General features: G+C 30.1%; 18 protein-coding genes and 1 rRNA gene. 14 read left to right on the plus strand and 5 right to left on the minus strand.

Features of this window, described 5'->3' with window-relative positions:
* Positions 1-197 (minus strand): 16S ribosomal RNA (locus GOY08_RS15510); the annotation flags it as partial.
* A 384-nt stretch (positions 198-581) separates the two neighbouring features.
* Here GOY08_RS15510 and GOY08_RS11565 point away from each other — a divergent pair.
* Both GOY08_RS11565 and GOY08_RS11570 read left to right on the plus strand, forming a co-directional pair.
* Positions 582-1,310 carry a 4-hydroxy-tetrahydrodipicolinate reductase gene (locus tag GOY08_RS11565; protein WP_158999075.1) on the plus strand — a complete coding sequence of 243 codons (729 nt, stop codon included), beginning with the start codon at positions 582-584 and terminating at the stop codon, positions 1,308-1,310.
* Positions 1,311-1,460: 150 nt separating this feature from the next.
* Positions 1,461-2,066: a hypothetical protein gene (locus tag GOY08_RS11570; RefSeq protein ID WP_158999076.1), complete on the plus strand. Its 606-nt coding sequence runs from the start codon at positions 1,461-1,463 to the stop codon at positions 2,064-2,066.
* On the opposite strand, the gene GOY08_RS11575 is transcribed toward GOY08_RS11570, so the two are convergent.
* Complete coding sequence (locus GOY08_RS11575; RefSeq protein ID WP_158999077.1) at positions 2,063-2,707, minus strand: hypothetical protein; 645 nt, start codon at positions 2,705-2,707, stop codon at positions 2,063-2,065. The genes GOY08_RS11570 and GOY08_RS11575 overlap by 4 nt on opposite strands.
* Positions 2,708-2,860: 153 nt before the next feature.
* Between GOY08_RS11575 and GOY08_RS11580 the strand changes: the two genes are divergently transcribed.
* From GOY08_RS11580 to GOY08_RS11600, 5 genes are all read left to right on the plus strand, one after another.
* Entirely contained in the window at positions 2,861-3,652 is a 792-nt protein-coding gene (locus GOY08_RS11580) for a hypothetical protein (RefSeq protein WP_158999078.1), read from the plus strand.
* 54 nt (positions 3,653-3,706) lie between these two features.
* Positions 3,707-5,254: a response regulator gene (locus tag GOY08_RS11585; RefSeq protein WP_158999079.1), complete on the plus strand. Its 1,548-nt coding sequence runs from the start codon at positions 3,707-3,709 to the stop codon at positions 5,252-5,254.
* A 32-nt stretch (positions 5,255-5,286) separates the two neighbouring features.
* Complete coding sequence (locus GOY08_RS11590) at positions 5,287-6,060, plus strand: DUF6588 family protein (protein WP_158999080.1); 774 nt, start codon at positions 5,287-5,289, stop codon at positions 6,058-6,060.
* A 194-nt stretch (positions 6,061-6,254) separates the two neighbouring features.
* Complete coding sequence (locus GOY08_RS11595) at positions 6,255-6,590, plus strand: hypothetical protein (RefSeq protein ID WP_158999081.1); 336 nt, start codon at positions 6,255-6,257, stop codon at positions 6,588-6,590.
* Between the two features lie 34 nt (positions 6,591-6,624).
* On the plus strand, positions 6,625-8,622 hold the full coding sequence (locus tag GOY08_RS11600; RefSeq protein WP_158999082.1) for a PP2C family protein-serine/threonine phosphatase: 1,998 nt from the start codon (positions 6,625-6,627) through the stop codon (positions 8,620-8,622).
* Between the two features lie 2 nt (positions 8,623-8,624).
* Here GOY08_RS11600 and GOY08_RS11605 read toward each other — a convergent pair whose 3' ends face one another.
* The gene (locus GOY08_RS11605) at positions 8,625-10,565 is read right to left on the minus strand and encodes an ABC-F family ATP-binding cassette domain-containing protein (RefSeq protein WP_158999083.1); all 1,941 of its coding nucleotides are present in this window, start codon (positions 10,563-10,565) and stop codon (positions 8,625-8,627) included.
* A gap of 4 nt (positions 10,566-10,569) precedes the next feature.
* Entirely contained in the window at positions 10,570-11,466 is an 897-nt protein-coding gene (locus GOY08_RS11610) for an alpha/beta fold hydrolase (RefSeq protein WP_158999084.1), read from the minus strand.
* A gap of 135 nt (positions 11,467-11,601) precedes the next feature.
* On the opposite strand from GOY08_RS11610, the gene flgG reads away from it, so the two are divergent.
* From flgG to GOY08_RS11635, 5 genes are read left to right on the plus strand one after another with little or no spacing between them, the layout of a single operon-like run.
* Positions 11,602-12,387: a flagellar basal-body rod protein FlgG gene (gene flgG, locus GOY08_RS11615; RefSeq protein ID WP_158999085.1), complete on the plus strand. Its 786-nt coding sequence runs from the start codon at positions 11,602-11,604 to the stop codon at positions 12,385-12,387.
* Positions 12,388-12,399: 12 nt separating this feature from the next.
* Entirely contained in the window at positions 12,400-13,194 is a 795-nt protein-coding gene (locus GOY08_RS11620) for a flagella basal body P-ring formation protein FlgA (protein WP_158999086.1), read from the plus strand.
* The gene (locus tag GOY08_RS11625; RefSeq protein ID WP_158999087.1) at positions 13,178-14,440 is read left to right on the plus strand and encodes a hypothetical protein; all 1,263 of its coding nucleotides are present in this window, start codon (positions 13,178-13,180) and stop codon (positions 14,438-14,440) included. Before GOY08_RS11620 ends, GOY08_RS11625 begins: the two co-directional genes overlap by 17 nt.
* A 21-nt stretch (positions 14,441-14,461) precedes the next feature.
* Positions 14,462-15,538 (plus strand): flagellar basal body P-ring protein FlgI, encoded by a 1,077-nt coding sequence (locus tag GOY08_RS11630; RefSeq protein ID WP_158999088.1) that lies wholly within the window; start codon positions 14,462-14,464, stop codon positions 15,536-15,538.
* A gap of 11 nt (positions 15,539-15,549) precedes the next feature.
* Complete coding sequence (locus GOY08_RS11635; RefSeq protein ID WP_158999089.1) at positions 15,550-16,032, plus strand: rod-binding protein; 483 nt, start codon at positions 15,550-15,552, stop codon at positions 16,030-16,032.
* 6 nt (positions 16,033-16,038) lie between these two features.
* Here the strand turns inward: GOY08_RS11635 and GOY08_RS11640 are convergent, their stop codons facing one another.
* Positions 16,039-19,584 carry a hypothetical protein gene (locus GOY08_RS11640; RefSeq protein WP_158999090.1) on the minus strand — a complete coding sequence of 1,182 codons (3,546 nt, stop codon included), beginning with the start codon at positions 19,582-19,584 and terminating at the stop codon, positions 16,039-16,041.
* A gap of 343 nt (positions 19,585-19,927) precedes the next feature.
* Between GOY08_RS11640 and GOY08_RS11645 the strand changes: the two genes are divergently transcribed.
* The gene (locus GOY08_RS11645) at positions 19,928-21,133 is read left to right on the plus strand and encodes a hypothetical protein (protein ID WP_158999091.1); all 1,206 of its coding nucleotides are present in this window, start codon (positions 19,928-19,930) and stop codon (positions 21,131-21,133) included.
* Between the two features lie 71 nt (positions 21,134-21,204).
* Positions 21,205-23,580 carry an adenylate/guanylate cyclase domain-containing protein gene (locus GOY08_RS11650; RefSeq protein WP_158999092.1) on the plus strand — a complete coding sequence of 792 codons (2,376 nt, stop codon included), beginning with the start codon at positions 21,205-21,207 and terminating at the stop codon, positions 23,578-23,580.
* Positions 23,581-23,583: the final 3 nt, after the last annotated feature.

Raw genomic sequence — 23,583 nt, forward strand, 5'->3', positions numbered from 1 at the left:
CGATCCCCTCACTTTCCAGTATCGCTACTGCTTACGCGGTCTTAGCTACAGTTTCCCGTAGTTATCCCCCTCCACAAGGCAGATTCCCATGCATTACTCACCCGTGCGCCACTAATGTATTGCTACATCCGTTCGACTTGCATGTGTTAGGCACGCCGCCAGCGTTCGTTCTGAGCCAGGATCAAACTCTTAGCTCTTATTTCTTACTCCTTACGGAGCTCGCTTTTACTTTTTATGGTAGTTTTTCTCTACCTTGACGGTTCTTTCTTTTATGAAGGAACCTTGTACTTCGTCTCTTTCGACACGAAACACAACGCTCCCGCACTCTGTTTCTGCTCTCTTCTCTTGTCAAATAACTTAACCAGTTTCAGGACTTCCACTTTCGTGGAGAACCGTCTGGTGAGTGATGTAGCTACAGAAACCAAAATATTTTGTCAAATTTTTTAAAAAGAAATTTTTAATTTTTTTTTTTATCTTTTTTAACATGCAGTTAGCTCGATAAGGCATTCCTTTGAATTTTCTTACGTTCGTTATATTGTTCTATTCGTTATTTTATATTGTTTCAAAGCTAAGGAAAAACTATGAAAATTGCTTTGTTAGGTTCCACAGGCAGACTGGGTAGTCTAGTCCACAAAGAGTTAAATGAAGAAGGTATTGCTACTTATCTGGTTACAAAAAAGGTTCTTGAGTCTAGCAGAGAATTTCAAAACTTTTTCACTCAACTTCCTGAGCAAATTATTATTCTAGATGTGAGCCTTCCATCAGGAACCGAAAATTTAATTATCCAATTGGAGCAACTTGATTCTGAAAATATTAATAAATTAAGAGGTATTGTTATTGGAACTACAGGCCACTCAATCACCCAGCTTGAAAAAATAAAAAATATTTCAAAAAAACTGCCAATTTGTCTTGTATCTAATTTCTCTAAAGGAGTTTTTCTCTTTGAACAAATTTTGAATGCCAAAACATCAAACGGAATGTCAGTTTGTGACTTAGCACGTTCTCTAGGTTTTGATCTTGCTTTAAACGAAATTCATCATACAAAAAAGAAAGACATACCAAGTGGTACTGCGGTAACTCTTGCAAGCTGTGCAAATTTATCAAGTGAAAAAGTATCATCTACAAGAGTAGGTGACGTGATAGGTGAGCATACCCTTTATTTCAGTCAGGATTCGGAAATGTTTGAAATAAAGCATTCAGCTCACAGTCGAAAGTTATTTGCTTTAGGCGCAATACAGATATGTAAAAACATGAATGCAAAAAGCCCTGTTGCAGGACTTCTTTCCAAAGAAGGATTTTTTACTCAATAATTCTAAATATATAATCAATCTGTTGCAAAGCTTAAATACCTCAATTATACCATTGCAGGGATGAATCCCAGACATTGCAAGTATGATTAAAATTTAATACCTTATTTTAAATTTTAATTTTTTTCTTAACAAAAATTTCTTGGTTGGAACATGGATACTTTAATTTTAATTTTTCGGATACTTTTTATTGTTATTGGCTCGCTAACTGCAACTATTTATATACTTTTTCAATTTTATCAAAAAGTACCAAAAGCTCCGTTTAAATTAATCACTGCTGATTATTTAGTATATTCACTAATTGCTTTGATCTTTGGTTTTGGCACAAATTCATACTATGGTTTGGCTTCTTTTATTCCTTTATTATTGATTAAATTTATAGCAAACAAAGCGATAGTGCCTGAAAAATTGAACGGTTCTGGATTCTGGATGGAAATAGATTGGAAAAAACTGACTCCACGTGGTTTTAATAGAAATGTTCCAAAACATATTTTAGATGAAATGAATAAAATGTTAAATAGTACGCCTAAGGATACTCATTTCATTGTACCAAGATTTTATGCTATTATAGCTGTAAAATTTATGCTTAAAAAAATGCAAAAAGAATCCAAAAATATGCCTATGAACTTCTCAGTCCAACAACAAAATATGGGAATGGATCAAATAAATATGCTGGCTCAAAATATTTTAAATTTAGCGAAGGGAAAATCTGAGAAGAAAGATTTCAATATAGGTGTTCTTAAAATTACAAGACATTAATTTATTATTTTTGGCAAATCCATAACCCAAGAAATATTGCCCCCGTCTTTATTCATTCCAGCAATAAATACTGCTGGAATGCAGTCATTCTCTGAAGAAATAGTTAAAATTTCAGCAAACTGTTGTACTTCCTCTAAGCTTTTATGAGCCTCAACCCACTCTAATAAAGACTTTAAAGCGGTGCCTACCAACACAATTTTAGGGCAAAAATTCTCTTCAAAATTTTCGATTAAATCAATTAAAGATGAAGTTAAATTTCCTATATAAGGCTTGGATTCTTTATATTTATCAAGTCTATTATCAACGCAAATAGGAAGAGCTAAGCTTTTTGCTAAAGTTTCTGCCGTTTTTAATGTTCGATGATCATTACCAGCTACTATTAAAACTTCTGAATAAAATTGCAATGAAGCCCGCATAGCATTAGAAAAATCAGTTTGCTGTTTAAAAGAACGCCAAATAGCGTCTTCATTCAATGACTTAGCTCTTGCAGAATAATTAGCTGTGATAGGTATTTTTAAACTCTCTGATATGAATGCTGAAATTGTTTCAGCAAAAGCTTCTGCTCCTTGCTCACCTGTCCTGCTTAAATATTCAGGAGCTCCAGCTTCTCCTTGGGTGAAAAATAAAAATAAAGCTTTCATAATGCTCCTTTCTGTAAAAGCTAGTGGGGCGCAAAATCAATACTCGCTTCACTTAAATTACTATAGTATGTTAGAAAACAATCTTTGCAAAATGTTAAGATGTCTTTTTGCAAAATAATAATTTAAATAAAAATATTTCTTAGGAGCTCTAAAATGTCTGATGATACTGACAACATTCAGAAAATTGAATTTGAAAATCATTTTGCTCTAAAGGTTGTCGTTATTTATTTTCCAAATGGTTACGTTGTAAGTAATGAAGAAAACTTAAATGAATTAAAAAATGCTTGGTCAAAAAATTTAAAATCATGGCATTCTCCATACACTTGTTTATTTGATTTAAGAAATTTTACTATTGCACCGCAAATGGAAGCTGATTTTGAAAAATTAATTAAGTTTTTTAAAAATTTTTTTATGCGTAAAATAATTGGTTTTTATGATAAAAATTCTCCTACAGTGAATGTAAGTTTTGAAAAAATTGAAGGGTTTGAGGAAGCTGCTTCCCAAACAGGCCTTGCTAGGGCAAATTCACCTGATAAAAAAATAACTGATTTACGAAGTAAAATTCAATTTGATAATGACTTTAATGCTCATGTTATGGAAATAAGTTTTTTATCTGATACGGAAATAAATTCTAAAGAAGATCTTGCAATATTAAAATCTAAACTACAAAATAATTTAATGCTTTGGCATACTCCTTATTCAATAATTATCAACTGTCTTAATTTAACCTTTTCAGCAGATGCCAAAAATGAGTTTAATAAAATTGATAAATTTGCATCTGCTTTTTTCTGCAAAAAGATAGTTGGATACTCACCAAAAGCCGCAAAAGATAGTTATCCCTTTCTAACTTATCGATCACGCCACTTAGCAGCAGGTTCATTAGAAAATGAAGGATTAGAAGCAGGGGACAAAGCAAATTGCTCTACACGTAAAATTGGCACATAGATAAATTAAAAAGTAGCTATAATTAGATATTCTATAGTTAAGGAGTCTCTTTTTATGTCTACTTCAAATACAGACAAAGAAATACAAACTGCATTTGTTAAAAACGCATTACAAAAACTTCAAGAAATGAATGGTATTGCAAATGTTTTGTTACGTGAAGGTGCTAAACCTGAACTCACAGATGCTTTTTCTCGAGCTTCCAATGCATTAAAAAACTTTGCGGTAACGTGCCATCAAAATCAAGTTGCAGATTTTGTAGCAGGAAAAATTGATCCTCACTTCGAAGCAATACGTCTTGAAAATGTTAAAATAACTGATGAGCTTAAACAGAACATAAAAGACAATATGTCACAACTCAAAGAACTTATCCAAAATATTGCTAAAGACGAAGTTATTATTCAACAAGTTACTGAAAATATTCCAAAAGAAGAAGAGCAAAACTTATATTCGTTACTTTCAGCTATTGGACAGTTGAGTGTCTGGAGTTTTCACGAACTCATGAACACATTAGCAAAAGTTCAAGGATTTACAGAAATGCTCGATGATATTTATTTGCAATTACCAGAAGCAGCTAAAGAAAGTCGCGAAAATTTAAAAACAATTCAAAATAAATTAATTGCAAATACATCTCACATGACCGGTGTAATAAATAGAATTCGTTCTTTAAGAGGAAAAACAAAAATTGTTATTAAAGAATACAATATTCGTGATGTGGTAAAAAATATTCAAGATCTTACTCAACAACCACCTAAAACTCTAAATTGGTCTTCCCTACATATACCAAGCGTGATGGTACCTTTCGATCAAATTATTTTTGAACAAATATGGGTACATTTGTGGAAACTCTTAGGGGAATGGCTACCACCAAAAGCAAATGCGCAACCTAAATGTTTTGGAAAAATAGAGTTAAATAAGAATACTGGTGATCTTAAATATAAAAATAAAATATCCCTATATTTTTGGTATGAACCATATAAGTCAGAAGCATTTGATCCAACATCATTAACATATAACCCACAAACTCCACAAGCAGACTTAGCATACGTTTACCATTTTACTTCACAAATTGCTGGAAGAATAAATGCTACTATTGGTGCTTCTAAAGCTCCTTTTGGCGGAACTGTTTTTTCAATTACATTGCCATGTGCAGATGTTGTTACTTCCGTCAATGAAACGGGATATCAAGTGCCACAACCACTCCATATTGGTAAATTAAGTGAACCTGAAAAAAATTCAAAGACTGTATTAATTATTGATGATGAAAAAGATCTTAGAACAATTTTAAGTTTAAAAGTCAATAAAATGGGATATAATGTTTTTGTTGCTGAAAATATTACAGAAGCAATTAATTTTTTAGATAATAAAAAAATAGATTTAATTATTTCTGATCTTTTCATAGGACAAGAAAGTGGATTAGATTTATTGAAAACATTAAAAGTATCAGATTCAAAGATTCCTTTTATTTTTATAACTGGAGCTAGTGAAGATGATATCTCAAAACCAATTCTAGATATTTTAGCTAAATATTCAAAAGCATTTTTAACTAAACCTATTCCAACTCAACTTCTAAAAGAAACACTTGATAAATTTATTCCAAAATAATATTAGAAATGTGAAGATTGAAAGGATTTCGTATGCAAAAAATTCGCATAAGTTTAAAAAATATTTATGCTTTTTCTGTTTTTTTTAATCTAACAGCATTTGCAGACAATAATATAGATTTTAAATTTACTTCATCGCAAATTCCAGATAGTGATTATCAAAACATTGTGAAACCATTAATTAATCCTACAAGATTTCAATTTATGTCTGCTCCCATTCCATCTAGTGGAAAAATTATACCTTTAGGAATATCTGCAGGTGGAGGTTTATCTTACTTTAATCCACCACAATCTATGATTGACTCCTTAAATAAATACACAGATTCAGCAAATAATTTTCCAAGTAGTATAATAATGCCAAGATTTATTGGAAAAATAGGAATTCCTTTTGGAATAGATGTTGCAATTAACTATGCTAAAGTACCACAAAGTTCAATTGAATTTTATGGAATAGGTGGACAATTTATTCTTTCTAACCCAAGAATAATCCCTATTTCATTAGCACTGCGTGGGGGGTATACTCAAATTAGTGGATTTGCTCCTTTTGATGCTAATAGTACAAACGCCGAATTGCTTTTGGGTGTTCCTTTACCAGTTTTAAAGCCATATCTTGGTGGTGGTAGCAATTGGTCAAATGCTTCAACATCTTTCAAAATTGGAAATGCAACTTTAACAAAAAGTTCTTCATGGAATGAAGTTTATGGCATTATTGGATTTCAAATTGTTACTGTATTAGCTTTAGATGTAGAAGCACAAATTTCATCAAATCAAACTATTTATAATGCAAAAATATCTTTAGAAATTTAATTTTCTTTTTTTATTTTCTCAATTTTTTTCCCACAAAAATTTTTATTTCATTATATTTTAACATTAGGAAATATTTGCTGCATTAAAGCTTTAAAAAGCAAGCCGAAGCTTATTATAAGTACAACCTGTTTTTTCTAGAGCAGGTTTACTAAAGGAATTCAAGAAGTATTCCTGATATGCCATGGAGGCTTTTTATGATTTTTTTTACGTTGCAAAAAAAACTAAGAGAACTTGTAACATCTAAATGCACACTGCTATGGCTAGAAGGAACACAACATGAAAGAGTTCTTAAAATTAAATTATCTGGTAGTAAAATTATATTAAACTTAGCTAATGGAACAACTAAGGTGATTGCTTTTGAAAAATATACTTTTACGTCAGTTGGTTTGCAATTTTGGTGCCAAGGGAAACCTGGAGTTTTATATAAGTGGGAACAAGTTGGAAATGTAGAAAGTTATAATAATGAAAAAACAAAACTTGATGACAATGTTCCAGATGATGATCCAACTCCTCCAGATATTGCAGCATAGTTTTTTCGATTTCTAAAGATACTTTGGAGTTTTTATGAGGCTAACGGCAAAAATTCTTTCTTGGTTACTCGCTTCGGTTGTCGTAGTGATGATCATGTTTACAAGTTTAGCTATATATATGCTACAAAAAAATCTTGAAGAAGAAGCTTTTCGCTCACATAAACTAATTTATTCATTATTTTTACCAACAATAACTCGCTATCTTTGGGAATTCGATATCACCGGAATTAAAGAAACATTAACAAATATAATAGAAAATAACTATGCAAATAAAATATATATATATGACGCCGATTCTGTTCTAGTTACTTATTTATATAAAGACAAAAAAACGGGAAAAATATCTAATATTAAAGATACAAAAATGAGTGAATCTGGTAATATTATTACTCCTGAATTTAAAATGCAGTTGGATAAAAAATCTTTATCAAATGAAGAATTTTTTATCTACCAAGATAACATAATGAAAGATACTTCAAGAATTATAGGAGCAATGCTACATAAAAAAGGTACCAGTACAAGTTCATCTATTATTGGTTACTTTGTGTTAGATTATTCTACAGATAATATTGCCGTTGCAGTTCAATCTATGATTAGAGGAGTTATTATACTAGCTCTTTGCGTTACAATAATGTTAGTTGTATCAATAGGATTTTTGCTAAGACAATCATTGATAAATAGCATTTTAAAGTTAAGTCAAGCAAGCTTGGATATTACCCGTGGAACTTTTACTCGGATTGAAGAGCCAAAACGCAGTAAAGATGAAATGGTTGATTTAGTAAAAAACTTTAACATAATGATTAGTCAAATTGAAATTAACCAAGAAAATTTAAAATTACTTGCTGAAGAAGGAATCAAGATCTCTAGTAAATTCGATATTAGTGATGTAGCAATTCAAATAGCAGAATCTTTACAAAAAATTGCAAAAATTAATCTGCATATTGAAGTCTTTGTTATCCATTCTATGCTCGCTTCAGATCAAGTAGAGGGATATCATGAGATGATTAAATCTGGGCAAAGAAACTTTATTCGCTTTGCAGAAGAACTGAAAGAACCACCAAATAAAAAACGCTTTGTGATAAAAGATAGCGCTGGACGTAATTGTGTTATTTTACAAATTGATGATCTGAGAGCAGTTCATTTATTCTCTTTCACTGCAGCTCAGTCAATTTATAATGCAATATTAGCTTTGCAAATAAGTATTACAAATGCTCTTGATAATATTCGATTTGTTGCGGAGCAAAAAGAGCAACAAAGACTCGTTAGTGAGCAAGAAACTGCCCGCTTGGTTCAAAACAATCTCATGCCAAAATTTGAATATAGGAGAGTAGGGTTTTTTGAAATTGCAAATCATTTTGAAGCAGCTACAGAGTGTGCAGGAGACTGGTGGAATTACTATATTCTACCAAATAATAAACTTTTGTTACTTCTTGGAGATGTTACAGGACATGGAACAGCGAGTGCAATTTTAACTGCAGTGGTCAAAGGATATTGTGACTCTATTCATATTCAACCTAATATTACAGCCAATGAAATTCTGGCACAATTGGATTCCGTAATTCGTTCGAGTGGTGACGGCAGCAAAGTAATGACAATGTTTTCGGCAATTTTAGATCCAAATAATGGAGTTATAGAATTTTCAAATGCTGCACATAATTTCCCTATGTTAATTAAAAGAAATAATGAGAAAAAATCTGTAGAAAAACTTGTCGCCCAAGGACGCCCATTAGGCTATGAATTAGTTAACAGTAAAGAAACAGAAAATCCTTATTCTTATGCTTTAAAAAGAATACAGCTTGAGTCAGGGGATATCTTATTTATTTTCTCAGATGGTTTAATTGAAGCAGTCAACTCTGAAGGAGAAGAATTTAGTGAAAAACGACTTAAAAATGCCTTGCAGCGTTATTCAGAAAGTGAAGCTTCAATAATAAAAGAAAATATTATGCACGATTTTAGGGAGTTTACTTCCTACAAAAAATTAGATGATGACGTTACTTTCCTAGTCTGTAAATTCAACAAAGAAGCTGCTTGATGTTATTTTTGGACAATTTTAGCTTCAATTTCTAGCCATAATTCTTCATTATCAAAAAGCTTTTTCTTATTTATTTGCAGTGTTTTTTCTAACTCGCTCATTTTTTTATAATCACTTGGATCAAGCTGATGCATTTGAAAATCAATTTCTTTTATTTTTTCAGAAATTTCATATATCTCTAGCTCAATTTTTTCTTTAAATTTTTCTAACTTTTGAATATCTTTTTTACTATCAGTCTCAATATCTTTTGGATTATGAATAGTTTTTGGGTTTTCAATAGGTTCATCAATTAATTTTGCCATTTCCATACTTCTATCAGGACTTAAAATATCAGGAAATCCTGAAAGCGGAGCAAGACGTTCGTAGTCTTCAAGTTTTCCTTCAAATAAAGCAAAACGTCCATCATTGGTCATGGCAAAAACATGTGTACAAATAGAATCAATAAAATTTCTATCATGACTGACAAATAATACTGTTCCCTCATACTCATCAATTGCATCTGCTAGTATTTCGGCACTTGACATGTCTAAGTGGTTTGTAGGCTCATCAAGCAATAAAAAATTTGCATTTTTTAATAACAAACAAGCTAATCCAACTCTACTTTTTTCTCCTCCAGAAAGAACTTTCACATATTTAAAAACATCATCACCACGAAATAAAAAGCTTCCTAAAACACTTCTTGCTTTTTTCTCACCAATATTATCAGAAACACTTAAAACATTATCTAAAATAGTTTTATTCTCATCTAAAGTGTCTAATTGGTCTTGCGCAAAAAAAGCTAAAGAAACATTATGACCTAATGTAAATTCTCCTTCTAAAGGATTTATTACATTTGATAATGTTTTAAGAAAGGTTGATTTACCAATTCCGTTTGGTCCAATAATTGCAATTTTTTGCCCACGTAAAACATTTAATTCTATATGCTTTGAAAGAATTGATTGATAACCTATACTCATTTTTTCAACTTTTAAGACTTCTTTTCCACTTTGTGTCACCTTAGGCAAGGAAAAAGAAATTTCATCAACAGAATTATCAATATCAAAGCTACCTTCTACTTCCTTCATTCTTTCAAGCATTTTCATCCGGCTTTGAGCTTGTTTTGCCTTGGAAGCTTTTGCTTTAAATCTATCAACAAAACGTTGAATTTCATCTGCTCGCTTTTTATGACGTTCATAAGCAGCAGTTTCTAGTTCAAGTCGTTGTTCTCTTTGTTCAAGAAATGAGTCAAAGTTTCCTTTATATGGAGTAAATTTTCCATTGAATAAATGTAATGTTATAGTTGAGAGCCTATTTAATAAAGCTCTATCATGGGAGACAAAAAGAAGAGTTCCAGCAAAACTTTGCAAAAACTTTTCCACCCAAATAAGACTTGGTAAATCTAAATGGTTTGTAGGTTCATCAAGAACTAAAAAATCGGGATCGTTTAAAAACACTTTTGCCAACTCAAGACGCATTCTCCAGCCACCTGAAAGCTGTTTAGGATTTTTATGTAATTGATTTCCAAGAAATCCTAAACCAACTAAAATTCCTTTTGCTCGTGCTTCAAGGGCATATCCACCAGCTTCACGAAATGAATCTTCTATTTTTTCAAATTTTTTATGCACATCTTCGTTATAATTATTTTCCATTTCTATCAAGATGAGGTCTAAATCTTGCTTTAGTTTCTTTAATTTTAGGGCTCCATCCATACATTCTTCTAAAACAGTTTCTTTAGGATTTGGATTAGGTTCTTGTGGTAAATAACCTAAATTCATTTTTGCTGGTTTTAGAATTTGTCCATCGTCTGGCTCTTCAATACTACATAGAATATTTAGCAATGTTGATTTTCCAGCCCCATTTGGTCCAACTAAAGCAATTCGCTCCCCTTCAGGAAAGTGATATGAAGACTGACTAAATAATATTTTACTGCCATAAGCTTTACTTAAGTTTTCTATTCGAATCATTTTATTATTCCAATTTTAGTTCATACTTTCTTTGGGTCCAATGAAGTAAATCTGCTAATGCTTCGTTCCGTATTGGATCAATTTCATTAAAAATTTCATGCCCAGCTCCTTGCAACACTCTTAAAGAACTATCATTATGCGAAAAATAAGGCACGCATTTTTTAGTTACATCAACTTTTACTAATTTGTCATCCTCTGCTGCAACTATTGTAACAGGAGCACTAATTAATCGAATTGCTTGAATTATTTTTTTTTCTTCCACAGCACATAAAAATGTATTCCCCATTCGTGCTGTTATTGTAGTTAGTCGCAGAGTATCCTCTTCTGCTGCAATATTATTTTCAGGATTATTCGATAGGTCTTCTGAAGGAATACCTATAGGAGCTGTTAATTGCGGTAAATATTTCGCCACACTGTTAGCAAGAAATTTTTTCCATCCTGGAATTGATTTTTTTATTCCATAACAAGGTGAACTTAAAAATACAGGTGGACAAGAATCTGCAAGATGGGCAGCAGCATAAGTAACAAGAAGTGAGCCAAAACTATGCCCCATTAATCCAAAAAAAGAATCTTTTTGTTTTGTTAATCCAAGTAATTGTTTCACATGATTGGTCATAAAAATAACATCAAGAACCATAGCGTGTAAATTTTCAGCGTCACCCCGTTTGGGACCTGACTTTCCGTGCCCTCTTATGTCAAAGATTGCAAAGGCAAGATTTTGTGAACAAATAGCTTTTGCAACATGTTCATATCTGCCGCTGTGCTCTCCAAATCCATGCACGGCAAGAACAACACCAGCCAATTTTGACTCAGAAAAAGTGTTTTTTGACGGAGTATAAACTCTAAAAAATAACTCATTTCCATCGAAACTTTTTATGTTTTCAGCACGTTCTTGAAACATTTGTAATTACCCCTTGCTTCAAAATTTCCTATAGATTTTTAGATAGCTGCAATGTTTTCACACAACTTTTCTTCCAAAACAATTTATCCTACAAAAAGAATTTAATTCTTCTTTGGATGCTCAAAAGGAGGTCATATGCTTCGGAGTTTAAATACAGCTGCAACTGGTATGGATTCCCAGCAACGTCTCATCGATACTCTCTCGAACAATATGGCTAACGTGAACACAATAGGTTTTAAAGCAAGTAAGGCCTATTTTCATGATTTACTTTATCAAAATATCAGAGCACCTGGCCTACAAACGACAACAGGAGTTATTGCACCGAGTGGTATCCAAATTGGGAATGGTTCTAAAATTGTTTCTGTAGAAAAGTCTTTTGATGAGGGTGCTATAAAAATCACAAACAAAGACACAGATATGGCCATCATGGGAAAAGGTTTTTTTCGCATCCAATTGCCTGATGGCACAATTGGATATACTCGGGACGGAACTTTTAGACGCAGTGCAGATGGAAGAATTGTGACTTCAGAAGGACTACCACTCATTCCAGAAATTGTGATTCCACCAAATACTTTGCATTTAACTATTGGATTAGATGGTTTAGTTTCTGCAAAAGTAAGTGGAGAACAAGAGCCAAGAAATTTAGGACAAATTTTATTAGCAAATTTTATTAATCCAGCCGGTTTAAATTCTATGGGGAGAAACTTGTATACAGTAACTCCATCTTCAGGGGAACCAATAGTGGCAATTCCTGGTGAAAATGGAATTGGAAATATTGATCAAGGCGAACTTGAAACAAGCAACGTAAATATAGTTGAAGAAATGGTTCAACTTATTGTTGGACAAAGAGCATATGAATTAAATAGTAAAGTTATTAAGACTGGCGATGAAATGCTCTCTTCTACAAATCAAATGAAGTAATGGATAGTTAATATGTTGTCTGTACCTCCTACAATATATTTAGAATATAAAAACCTTGCCAAAACAGACAATATTGCTGAAATACAAAAAGATCTCATTGTGCAATTTATAAAAATATTAAAAAAAGATGACAATATAATAATTGAAAACTCAACTCGTCAAAAGTTAGGTAATGAAAAAGATATAAATTATATTGCGCGGTGTATCCAATGTAACATAGAAATTGGGCATGAATATGAAATAAATGCTTCATCAATTCATAAAACGAAAAATACCTTTATTAATCAATACGTTTTTGATATTCGAAACGAAAAAAATCAAAAAACATCTTGGCAACTTGAATTAGCTGAAAAAAAACTTATATATTATATTTCCGCAAAAAATAATTTATTGCCAAATTATATTCTTACAGAAAAAGATATTGAAATTTCTTCTTGTTATACTGATGAATTAAAGTGCAGTCCAAAAAATTATTTCTCAAATAAATTGGATGCACAATCAAATCTCAATAAAGTAACAAACAAAAGAACAAATAATACAATTAGACAAGGAAAAGAAATAGATATACTAACTTTATCCCAGGAAATTCTGGTTCATTCAGGAGAAAAAATAAAAATTATATATTCTCCAACAGATAACCTAACTATTCAGACCTATGGAAAATCTTTAACTAATGGTGGACTTGGCGAGACTATTCGTGTTCAAATAAATAACTGGTTTGACAATAGTTCAGTTTTACATCCCACTGGAATTATTGAAGGAACAGTAGTCGCTCCGGGTGAGGTTAAATATGCAGTCAAACAATAAATATAATAAATACCAACATATTTTTGATGAAATTAATTTACGAGATGAAGATGGTTATGTTGAGTCCAATTTAAACAAAATTTTTAATGAGTTACAAACTAAGCCGCATAAATATGCCGCTAAAACAAAACAACAAAAAAAAGATATATGGTTTACAACAGTAGATAAATACTTAAATTCAATAGAGTATGCAATTGATAAGGGTAACAGCACAACAAAAAAAATGTCGCATGCACTCGATAATATTCCTGAACCTACATCTAAAAAATTTGTTGTCAGATTTACAATACTTTTTGTAGTACTTGCTTTGATTATTTTTTTTGCGAGCTGCACAAAGGCATCAGCACAAATTATTCCATCAACCCAAGACTTGCCATTGCCTCTTTCCAAAGCTGTTGAACTTAATAATCAGAAAAATCAGTTACCCCAAGAAAAGGAACAAGAGCGTTTCTTTATAAAACGAGAAAAGTTACAAATAAACATGAAAGAGCCAGGATCAACAACTGGAAGTATATGGGCAGATTCTAGCCAACCGAAATCTCTTGCAACTGAATATCAACCAACTCGCACTGGAGAAGTGGTTACAGTTAATATTCCTGAAGATTTACAATTTAAACCACAAGAACAAATGGGAAACAGTAGTTCTAATCAAAAATATGATCCTATAAAAGCTTTAAAATTTGAAATAGTGGGATTTGAACCAGGAGGAGATGTCTTTCTGCGTGGAACAAAAAATTATGTCAGCGAATCTGGTGAACAAAAAAATATAATGATTATGGCAAAAATACCCCAAAGAAATTTAAATAAATTTGAAATTGATGCCAAGGATCTTACCCAAGTAGCAGTCACTAGCAATAATAACGGAATGGTATCTGAATATGCTGCGGCAGGCTGGGATTTAACAGCTTCTCGACAATTATCTGGGTATGCTCCTGACTTAAATGCGGGCATTGCAGCTCTAGATGGACAAAAAAAGGAATTGGAAGTTCAGCAAAAAGCATTAAAAGATCAACAAAAATCATTAACAGAAGAAGCTGATAGATTAAAGAAAGATCGCAATAGATTAAATGCTGAAACAGCTCAAGCTAGACAATTACTAGATTCAGCGACAATCATGGACCCACCTGAAGAAGATGGAAATGGAAAAGATAAGAAAGGTAATGGCGGGAATAATAAGCAAAATGCAAATAGTGGAAATTCAGGAAATAATAAAAATGCTTCAGCACAAGGAAATGCTAAAAAATAATGGATAAAATTGGAGGTTTACTTGTTAAAAATATTAAAAATAAAAATTTTTATCAGCACACTTCTTTTTGTAACATTATCTTTCAAAAGTTTTTTCTGCATTGCTCAAGAAAAAGAAGCAGGGATTAGAATCAAAGATTTAGTTGAAATTCGGGGAGTTCGTGGGAATTCTCTTACAGGTTTAGGACTAGTTGTTGGCCTACAAGGAACAGGTGACAGTAAAGCTAGCGTTGCTACTAATAAAGCAGCTGCTTCTGTATTAAATAGGCTAGGTATGAGTGTAACGGCAAATGAGGTCATTACAAAAAACACTGCAGTTGTTGCTGTTACTGCAACACTCCCACCTTTTGCAAGAATTGGTGATAAAATTGATGTTCGAATTTCTAGTATTGGAGACAGTAGCAGTTTAGAAGGTGGGACCTTATTATTAACAACGCTAACCGCAGCTGATGGACAAATTTACGCTACAGCACAAGGTAGCATCACTCAGGGCACAGCAATGGCAGGAAACGAAGGTGGTGCAGGACAACCTGCAAAAAGCTCAGCTCCTAAAACAGTTTCTCTTGCTTTGAATGGAATAGTTGAAAAAGAATTTCCTGCAACTTTTATTAATAACAATAAAATAGAATTAAGTTTAATTAATGCTGATTTTACAACTGCTAGTAGAATAGCAAAAGTTTTAAATGATTATTTTAATGATTTTATAGCAGACCCAGTGAATAGCGGATTAATTTCTGTTAAGTTACCTAGAACCGTTGCGAGAAATAATCCCAGCTTTAATCCTGTCACTTTTGTCGCTGTTCTTGAACAATTGAAAGTTGTTCCTGATTCTATCGCACAAATTGTAATTAATGAAAGAACCGGAACAATTATAGCTGGAAATAATGTTATTTTAGAACCTGTTGCAATTAGTCATGGAAGGCTAGAAATTATTGTAGGAAAAAAATCAAGCAAAGTTGCTGATCTGCCTTTAAGTACAACTGTTGCTGAATTAGTGAGAGCCTTAAACACCTTAGGTGCGGGCCCCAAAGATGTTGTTTCTATTCTTCAGACTTTAGAAAGTGCCAAGTCATTAAGAGCTAAAATTAAGATCTTATAAAGGAATGAGTTATGCGGATTAATCTAATGGATTCTGCAACAAAATATAATGCAAATGAGTTACCTGCCAGTGAATTCAATAAAAATATTGAAAAACCACTTTCAGAATTTGAAAAAAAAAGAATTGAAAAATTAAAAGAAGCAGAAAATGTCGCAAAGGAGTTTGAAGGCATTTATTTAGATATGATGATTAAAAGCATGCGCCAAACAGCAAAACCTGAAGATGAAAGTAACGCTCATGATATCTTTCAAAGCATGTTAGATGGAGAATATTCTAAACTTATGGCTGATTCACAAAACTTTGGGATTCGCGATCTCGTTTTAAATTGGATGAAAGAAAATGACCCTATGCTAAACCCAAATTTAAAAACACTGAATTCAAAATCTTTAGAAAATGAAATGAAAACTACTCGCAATACAATGAATGAAATAAAAAATAACAACTATTTAAATAAATTTGCTTTAGATCAATACAAAATTGAATTAAATAAATAATATTTCTTAATTGGCAATATAGTATCCATTGGAAGATGTAATAAATCCAGATAAGTTTAAATTTTCAGTTTTCAATAAAAAATCAATATTTTCAAGTTCTGTATTAGATGTTTCGTCTAATTTTATTGCTATCTCTGTAAAAGAATTGCCAAAATCTTTGGAAACAAATACTTTTTGAGTAGTGACTACAAATAATGAATTTCCTACAATTTTGGTAGATTTTATTGAGTATTCTGAAAATTTTGTAATTATTTTTTTATTAGAAAAATTGTGGATATGTAACCCTCTATTTGTGCCAATGAATAATTTTTTTTCAGTAAAATCCAATGCTGAAATTTTCAATCCATTTAAATTTAAAGATAAATTGTTAAATTTAATTAAATCTTTTGTAAAATAAACTTCATTATTTATTGTAAAATAAACTTTATTTAAATTTGCAGAAAAAATTTCAAAAGAAAAATCATAATTTTTTACAAAATTTCCATTTACAAATTTAAAAATGCTACTTCTACTTTTTCCATATAATTCATTATCAAAGATAAAAAATTTCTCTAATGAATAATTATTGTAACTTATTTTTTCTAACTGCGAATTTGATAGATTTTCTCTGTAAATATAATTACTAGATAGAAAATACATATTCCCTTCATAAAAAATACCATCAATAAATTTATTTTGATCAGATGAATTAAAAACATGGAGAAGATTAGAATTCGAAAGACTTAAACACTTTTTCTTTCTAATTTCATTATCCGATAAAATATAATAAGTGTCATTTCCTTCAATTAGTTTAATTAATTTTTTATTATTTTTAATAAATCTATTAAAATTCAAATCTTCATTTAAAGATGATAAAAAAAGCTCTCCATTTTGTGTAAGATAGGAAAATTGAAAAAAACCTTCTAAATTATCTATAGTATTATCTCTAAAAAAATTAATTTTTTTGAATAAACCATTAAAATTTTTTGCAGAAGCATATAAACCATTATCTGTACTAAACAACACATAATTATTGTAGTAATATATATTTTTTAAATTAATATTTACTGGGATATTTAATGAAATTTTTTTAAACTTAATACCAAAATTTATACCATTTTTTTGAATATCTTGAATTTCATCAGCGTAATAAAGAGATTTATCAGTCAATAAAAATATTTTATTTCCAAGATTTTTAACAGATTTTATTTTCTCTGTAGAAGGAATTTTCATATCTAACTGATTTAAATAATTTATAACTCCTAATGATAAAGAATTATCTGGATTAAAAGTACCTATAAAAATATTTTCATCACCATAAATAAACAATTTTCTATTCACATTTTCTAAACCAACCATTGAATAGTTTGAAAATTTATTTTGTAAATAAAAATTTAGTTTCTCCCCAATTTTAGAACAATATAATCCTCTTGAAATAACATTACTTCTAATTAGCAGACAAATATTATTATTTACTTCAGTTAATGCTATAACATTATTTTCATCAAAACTAATTTCATTATTATTTTCAGCAAAAATAGAGATAGGCCTTTTTTTAAATTCATCTTTTCCAAAATTCTTAGCAACAAATAGCCCTTTTTCTTGGCCTGATTTCAATACATAAATTTCATCTTTTGCCTTAAATACTTTAAGTACAGAATTCATTTCAAACTTTTTCGGATAAAATGTATTTAAATACTGAAAACCTTTGTTTGTGGCTGCAATAATGTCATCTTGAGTAACTAAAACTCCTAAAAAACTTGATGCCCCCGTAGGATCCTTTTTGAAAAGAGGTGTTACTTCACTATTTAAACTGAATTTTTTTGTATATATCCCATTTTCTTTTGTACAATTTATCCTATTTTCTTTTTTATAATTATCAACAAAACACATTGCAGCAATATACAAAGAGTCATCAAATAGTTTCATATCATAAATATCATTATTCTTAAAAGAAATATCCTCAACAAATCCATCCAAAAGAGCTTTTTCATAATCATCTTCAATAGCCGTCGATTTTGAGAAAAACAAACCCGAATTTGTTCCTAACACTACTCTTCCTGCATATGTGTACAAACTTTTTATTTCGTTTTGCGGAATATTCCTTCCAACTATCGGAATATCCGTTGCTATTTGAATAAAATTTTGACCGCTATCCTTAGAATAATATATATTTTTTCCTCGCACGGCGAATATATTATTTTTATCCACAAATATATCTTGAAAAATTAAGTGATTACTTCCATTTATTTTAACAGGAATTCTCTCTAAAAAATCAATATTATTGTTGTCTCTCTTAATAGTAAAAATCCCATTTTGTTTTGTTGCTAAATAAACACTACTACCATTACTAGCCAAACCAACAAAATCATCCACACTTACTAATGAATTATTAATATTAAGTTGTTTTTCATTTTTTCTAAATATCAAAGATGAGTTATTTAAATCAGCAACGTACAATCCACCTTTTTTTCTTTCTTGGCTATCAGTAAATGCAATTACATAAATTTTATCTTTATGAACTATAAGATCTCTAATTTCTATTCCTCTCGGAATACCTATGACTGCTCTAAAAATTCCATTCACTCCTTCTTTTGATACATATAAAGATTCTTCATTTTCACTATTTACAGCTACAAAAATTAAATTTTCATGTTTAAAAATCCTAAAAATTGATAAGTCATTAAAAAACTCTGACTTAGATACATTATTTAAATTATACTCCAAAGATAATTTGAAATCTTTATTAAATTCTTTTGTTTCTGCTTCTACATGCGGATATTTAAAATCTACTGCAAAAGAAAAATTCCTATTTGAAATACTTGTTTGAGGTAAAAATAATTTTGCTTTACACGTTTCATTTACCTGTAATATTCTATTTAAGCAATTTTCATCGAAAATAAATTCATTCTGAAAATTTTCTATCATTACTGGTGCAGTTCCATTATTCTTTAATTCTATTGTGTCTGAGTAAAATTGGTTAATATTATTAGGAATATTTGTAAGTAAATTTATAGAATAAACACTGCTATAAAAGCTTTTATTAGTTATATTTTCTTCTATATTACTAATTATTATTTCAATATTTTTTAAATTTTGTTTTTCATTTTCATTTTTAATTTTAATTTTAAAATAATACTTTGTTTTATTTAGACTATTTCTATTATTTAACTTTAATGAGTTACCATAATAATCTAATATTTTTTCACTTCCAGAATTATTAGAATAAAAATATTTCCCTTTGCTTTTAAGGTTAATTTCAAAATAGGTTAATCTTAATTCGCAATTATTATCATCTTTTTTCAAAAATAATTGATTCGCAATATTCCCATGATTGTTTTTTACCTGCCAAACTTCACCATTTACTCGACCAAAGCATTTAAAATATTTGCCTTTTAAAAAAACTTCAGAAATATCGCTAAAAGAAATTGAACTAAAATTATTATTTAAATCAATCTTTGGATAAAATCCTTCTTGTAAAAACGTATTATTCTGCGATTTAGAATAATTTCCACAGCTCGTGACAATAAAAATGATAAAGATTAATCCAATAAAGGAACAAAATACTTTCACAATTGTCTCCATTTTTAATTTTCATTAATTGAATTGGTGAAAAATTACTTATCTTTTTTGTTAAGATAAATTTTCATAACTGCCTAATACAAATATCAAATTCTTTCAATCAAATTTTTTTTATATTTTCAACAAAACATATAAATATTATAAAAATAGTGTTAGTATTAAATAAAAACAATTATCCATAACCTGCTAGAATTTTTTTCAGTTTTAATTTGGAAAAACCACTGCTATATTTATGTAAAATACTGATATTACTCGATTTAAAATTAAATATTAAGAAAAGATAAATCAAACCGATAATCAAACATGCTACTTCGCACAAAGGGAGGATTTCACTTTGGGAATCAAAAAAGTGGCTCAAAAATCTACTGACTCAATGGCATCTATAAGAATGTTTCTTGTTGAAAACAATAGAATAAATGATGGAAAAGAGGTCAGAAATAATGTTTTACAAGCATACAAAAATCTTTCTGAATTAGAAAAAGATTATTGCAGCAAATTTGCGGCAGATTTGCTTATTTCTAAATTTAAAAATAATGATAAATTTACAGAGTATCTCCATTCATACTTGCTTCTATCTTCACAAGGAAAAAATTGGGACTATACTTTAAAGTTATATGATTTACTGTTAACTGAAGAAAAATCTTATATTTTTACAAAAAAAATTAGCGAATCTCTCATTGAGCTAGTAAGCCATGAGTTTGAAAAAGAATCCTTTAATGAAACATTGCTAGCACATTATCTCACCTTACTAGTCGATATTGCGATAAAAAACTATAATTTACTAGAAAATAAGAAATATGATAGAACTCAAATTGAAGGGATTATTGATTATATTTCATCTAATATTATCGCAATGTGTAATGTTAATAATATCGAAATAAGAATTGCTGCAGTTATTCTTTTAAATAAAATTTCAGGAAAAGGAAATTATAACTTACAAAAAATTCTTTCAAGATTTGGTCAAAGCTTGTTAGAACATGTTTTTCAAAAATTATTTATCACTCCTGATACAAGAGATATTGCTTTCAATTTTTTTAATACACATTTTGAAATATTTATCTCTAGCTCTCCTTATTTAGCGGAAATGACAAATTCTGTTATGCAAAGTCAAATGTTAAAACATGAGAAAGTTTTTTTAAATTTCTTAGATGAATATATCATTATTCATAAAGATAATATCGATGTTTTAAAGTCACTATCAATACATCTTTCATTTTTATTAAGAAGAAGCTGTGATTTAAGCAAAGCAGACCTTATTAAAAACCTAGTTGATTTAATTTTTAAAAATTTGGAATTTATCCAAAACAATTCTGAGATATTATTTGTTGAGTGCTTTGAAAATGTTATTGAAATATTATCTAAAGTTCACTCAAAAAACATCAGAGAGACAATTAATTTAATTACTAAATATTATCTTGAAAAAAACAAAAAAAACACTAACAATAAAGTAGTTAATATTTCAACTAAAAGAATAAAAAAACAGCCACAAAAAAACGAAAATAAAAGTTACTTTGATGAGATATTTCTTTTGGCAAAGTAAGACATTTTTTCCTATATGTAAAACATTGAAGTATTCATAATGGAAGAAAGAAAATACCACAAGGAATAGCAATGACAACAAAGCACTCAACAAAAGAAAATTCACAAAAGAAAAACAAACTTTTTCATATTTTTCTCAAACCTTCTTCTTTCAAAGTAGGAATAATTCTCACAGCTTTATCCTTATTTTTCTTAGTAAGACACTACACATTACCTAAAAATTCGATTGATATTGTTGGTCAATTAGAAAGAGAATTGTATGATATCCGTTTCAAATTAAGAGGACAAAGAGAATTTAGCGGAATTGTAGGCACTCTTTCTGCGGATGATAAAAGCTTAGAAAAATTTGGTCGCTGGCCATTCCCGCGTGGTATATATGCACAAGCTTTTGAAAATTTGAAAATTGCAGGAGTGAAATGGATTGGTTTTGATGTTTTCTTTTCTGAACAATCTCACCGTCTTTTGAAAGAATCAATACCAGAATTAAAAGATATCATTAAAAACAACTCCTATTCATCAGAAAAATATGACAAGTTATTTTTAGACTTAGAAGAGTTTAGTCCTGGTGATGTTTCTTTAGGAAAAAGTATAGATTCATTTGGCAATATTACACAAGGATTTTTTTATATTGAACATCCTAATCAAATTAAAGATTCTAACTATGATTGGTATACCAGCTTTTTACGACTAAAAAACTCTGCCATAGATTTTCTAGATTTCCCTTCCGGTTATAAATTAACAAACTATCGAGATATTATTTCCCCAGGAGTTGTTACAAATACCTCGGTCATAGCTGGTAAAGCCAAATATATGGGTTTTGCAAATAACCAATCTGATAGTGATGGGATGATTCGAAAATCTACACTTATCCGAGCTATTGAGCCAATAAATAAATTTGGTGAAAAATTAGCTCCTCCCATTCTTGTGCCAAGTTTGGCTTTATCACTTGCAGCTAATTATCTAGAAAGTGCCATTATTGTCCACTTTGATTCAGCAGGAGTAGATTCAATTGAATTATATCCCAGTGATAATAAGAAAAAACAAATTAAAGTTCCTGTTTACTTTGATGGCTTAGGAAAACTTCTAATCAATCATTATGCTGAATTTTCTAAAATACCGCAAATTTCTCTAGTTGATGCTTATGAAAATAAATTACCAAAAAATATCCCTAAAATATTAGTTTATGGAGGAACTGCAACAGGAACAAATGATAAAAGACCTTCACCTTTTGATGAAAACTTTGATGGTGTAGGTCACCACGTTGCTATTATAGAGAATATTTTGACTCAAAATTTTATGCAAAGGCCATTATCAGCACCAATTATTGAAGTTTCCTTACTACTAATATCCGGAATTATTTTTTCTTATGCTTTAAAATATTTAAATGCTTTAAAATCCTCAATTTTTATCATTTCAGTATTACTTTCATTTTTCTATATTGATGAACATTATTTGTTTGGCAAAGGAAATTGGTACTATGCTGGCATGTTTTATTTACAAAGTATAACTATTTATTTTGGAATTACTGTTTTTAAATATTTTACAGAAGAAAAAGAAAAGAAAAAAGTACGTGGAGCATTCCAACATTACTTAAATCCAGCTGTTATTAATCAACTTTTGGAACATCCTGAGCGGTTAAAATTAGGTGGTGATAAAAAATTTATGACTGTTTTTTTCTCTGATGTACGTGGTTTTACAACAATTAGTGAAAGTCTTACACCAGAAAAACTAACTTCAGTATTAAATGAATATTTTACCCCAATGACAAAAATAATTTTAGATTCCAATGGATTGTTAGATAAATATATTGGAGATGCCATTATGGCAGTTTGGGGAGCTCCTATTCCTTTAGAAGATCACGCTGATAGAGCCTTAATCTCAAGTCTAAAAATGCTTGATGAACTTGATAAATTACAAAAAAAATGGGCTGCTGAGGGTTTACCTTTTTTAGATATTGGAATTGGTTTAAATACTGGTGACATGGTTGTTGGAAATATGGGTAGTGATCAACGTTTTGACTATACCGTACTAGGTGACTCAGTTAATTTAGGTGCAAGATTAGAAGGAATTAACAAGAACTATGGTACAAGAATAATATGTTCTGAATTTACTGTTAAATCATTAAAAAACCCCCAAAAATTCTTACTTAGAGAATTAGACAACATTCAAGTTAAAGGAAAAAATGAGCCTGTACGAATTTTTGAGGTGATGCGCTTTGCAGAAAGTGATAGAGAAAAAGTTGTTGAACTCATTAAGTTGTTCGAAGAAGGTTTAGCCCTATACAGACAACAACAATGGGATTTTGCAATTCAGAAATTTAACTCAGCCATTCAGCTTAATAATGGTAGCGATCCACCCAGTAAAGAATTTATTGAACGCTGCAATTATTTAAAGCAAAAAGGTCTAGAAAAAGATTGGAATGGAGTTTGGGTCTTTAAAACTAAATAGGTA

It is taken from the genome of Pigmentibacter ruber (assembly GCF_009792895.1).
GTDB lineage: Bacteria > Bdellovibrionota_B > Oligoflexia > Silvanigrellales > Silvanigrellaceae > Silvanigrella > Silvanigrella rubra.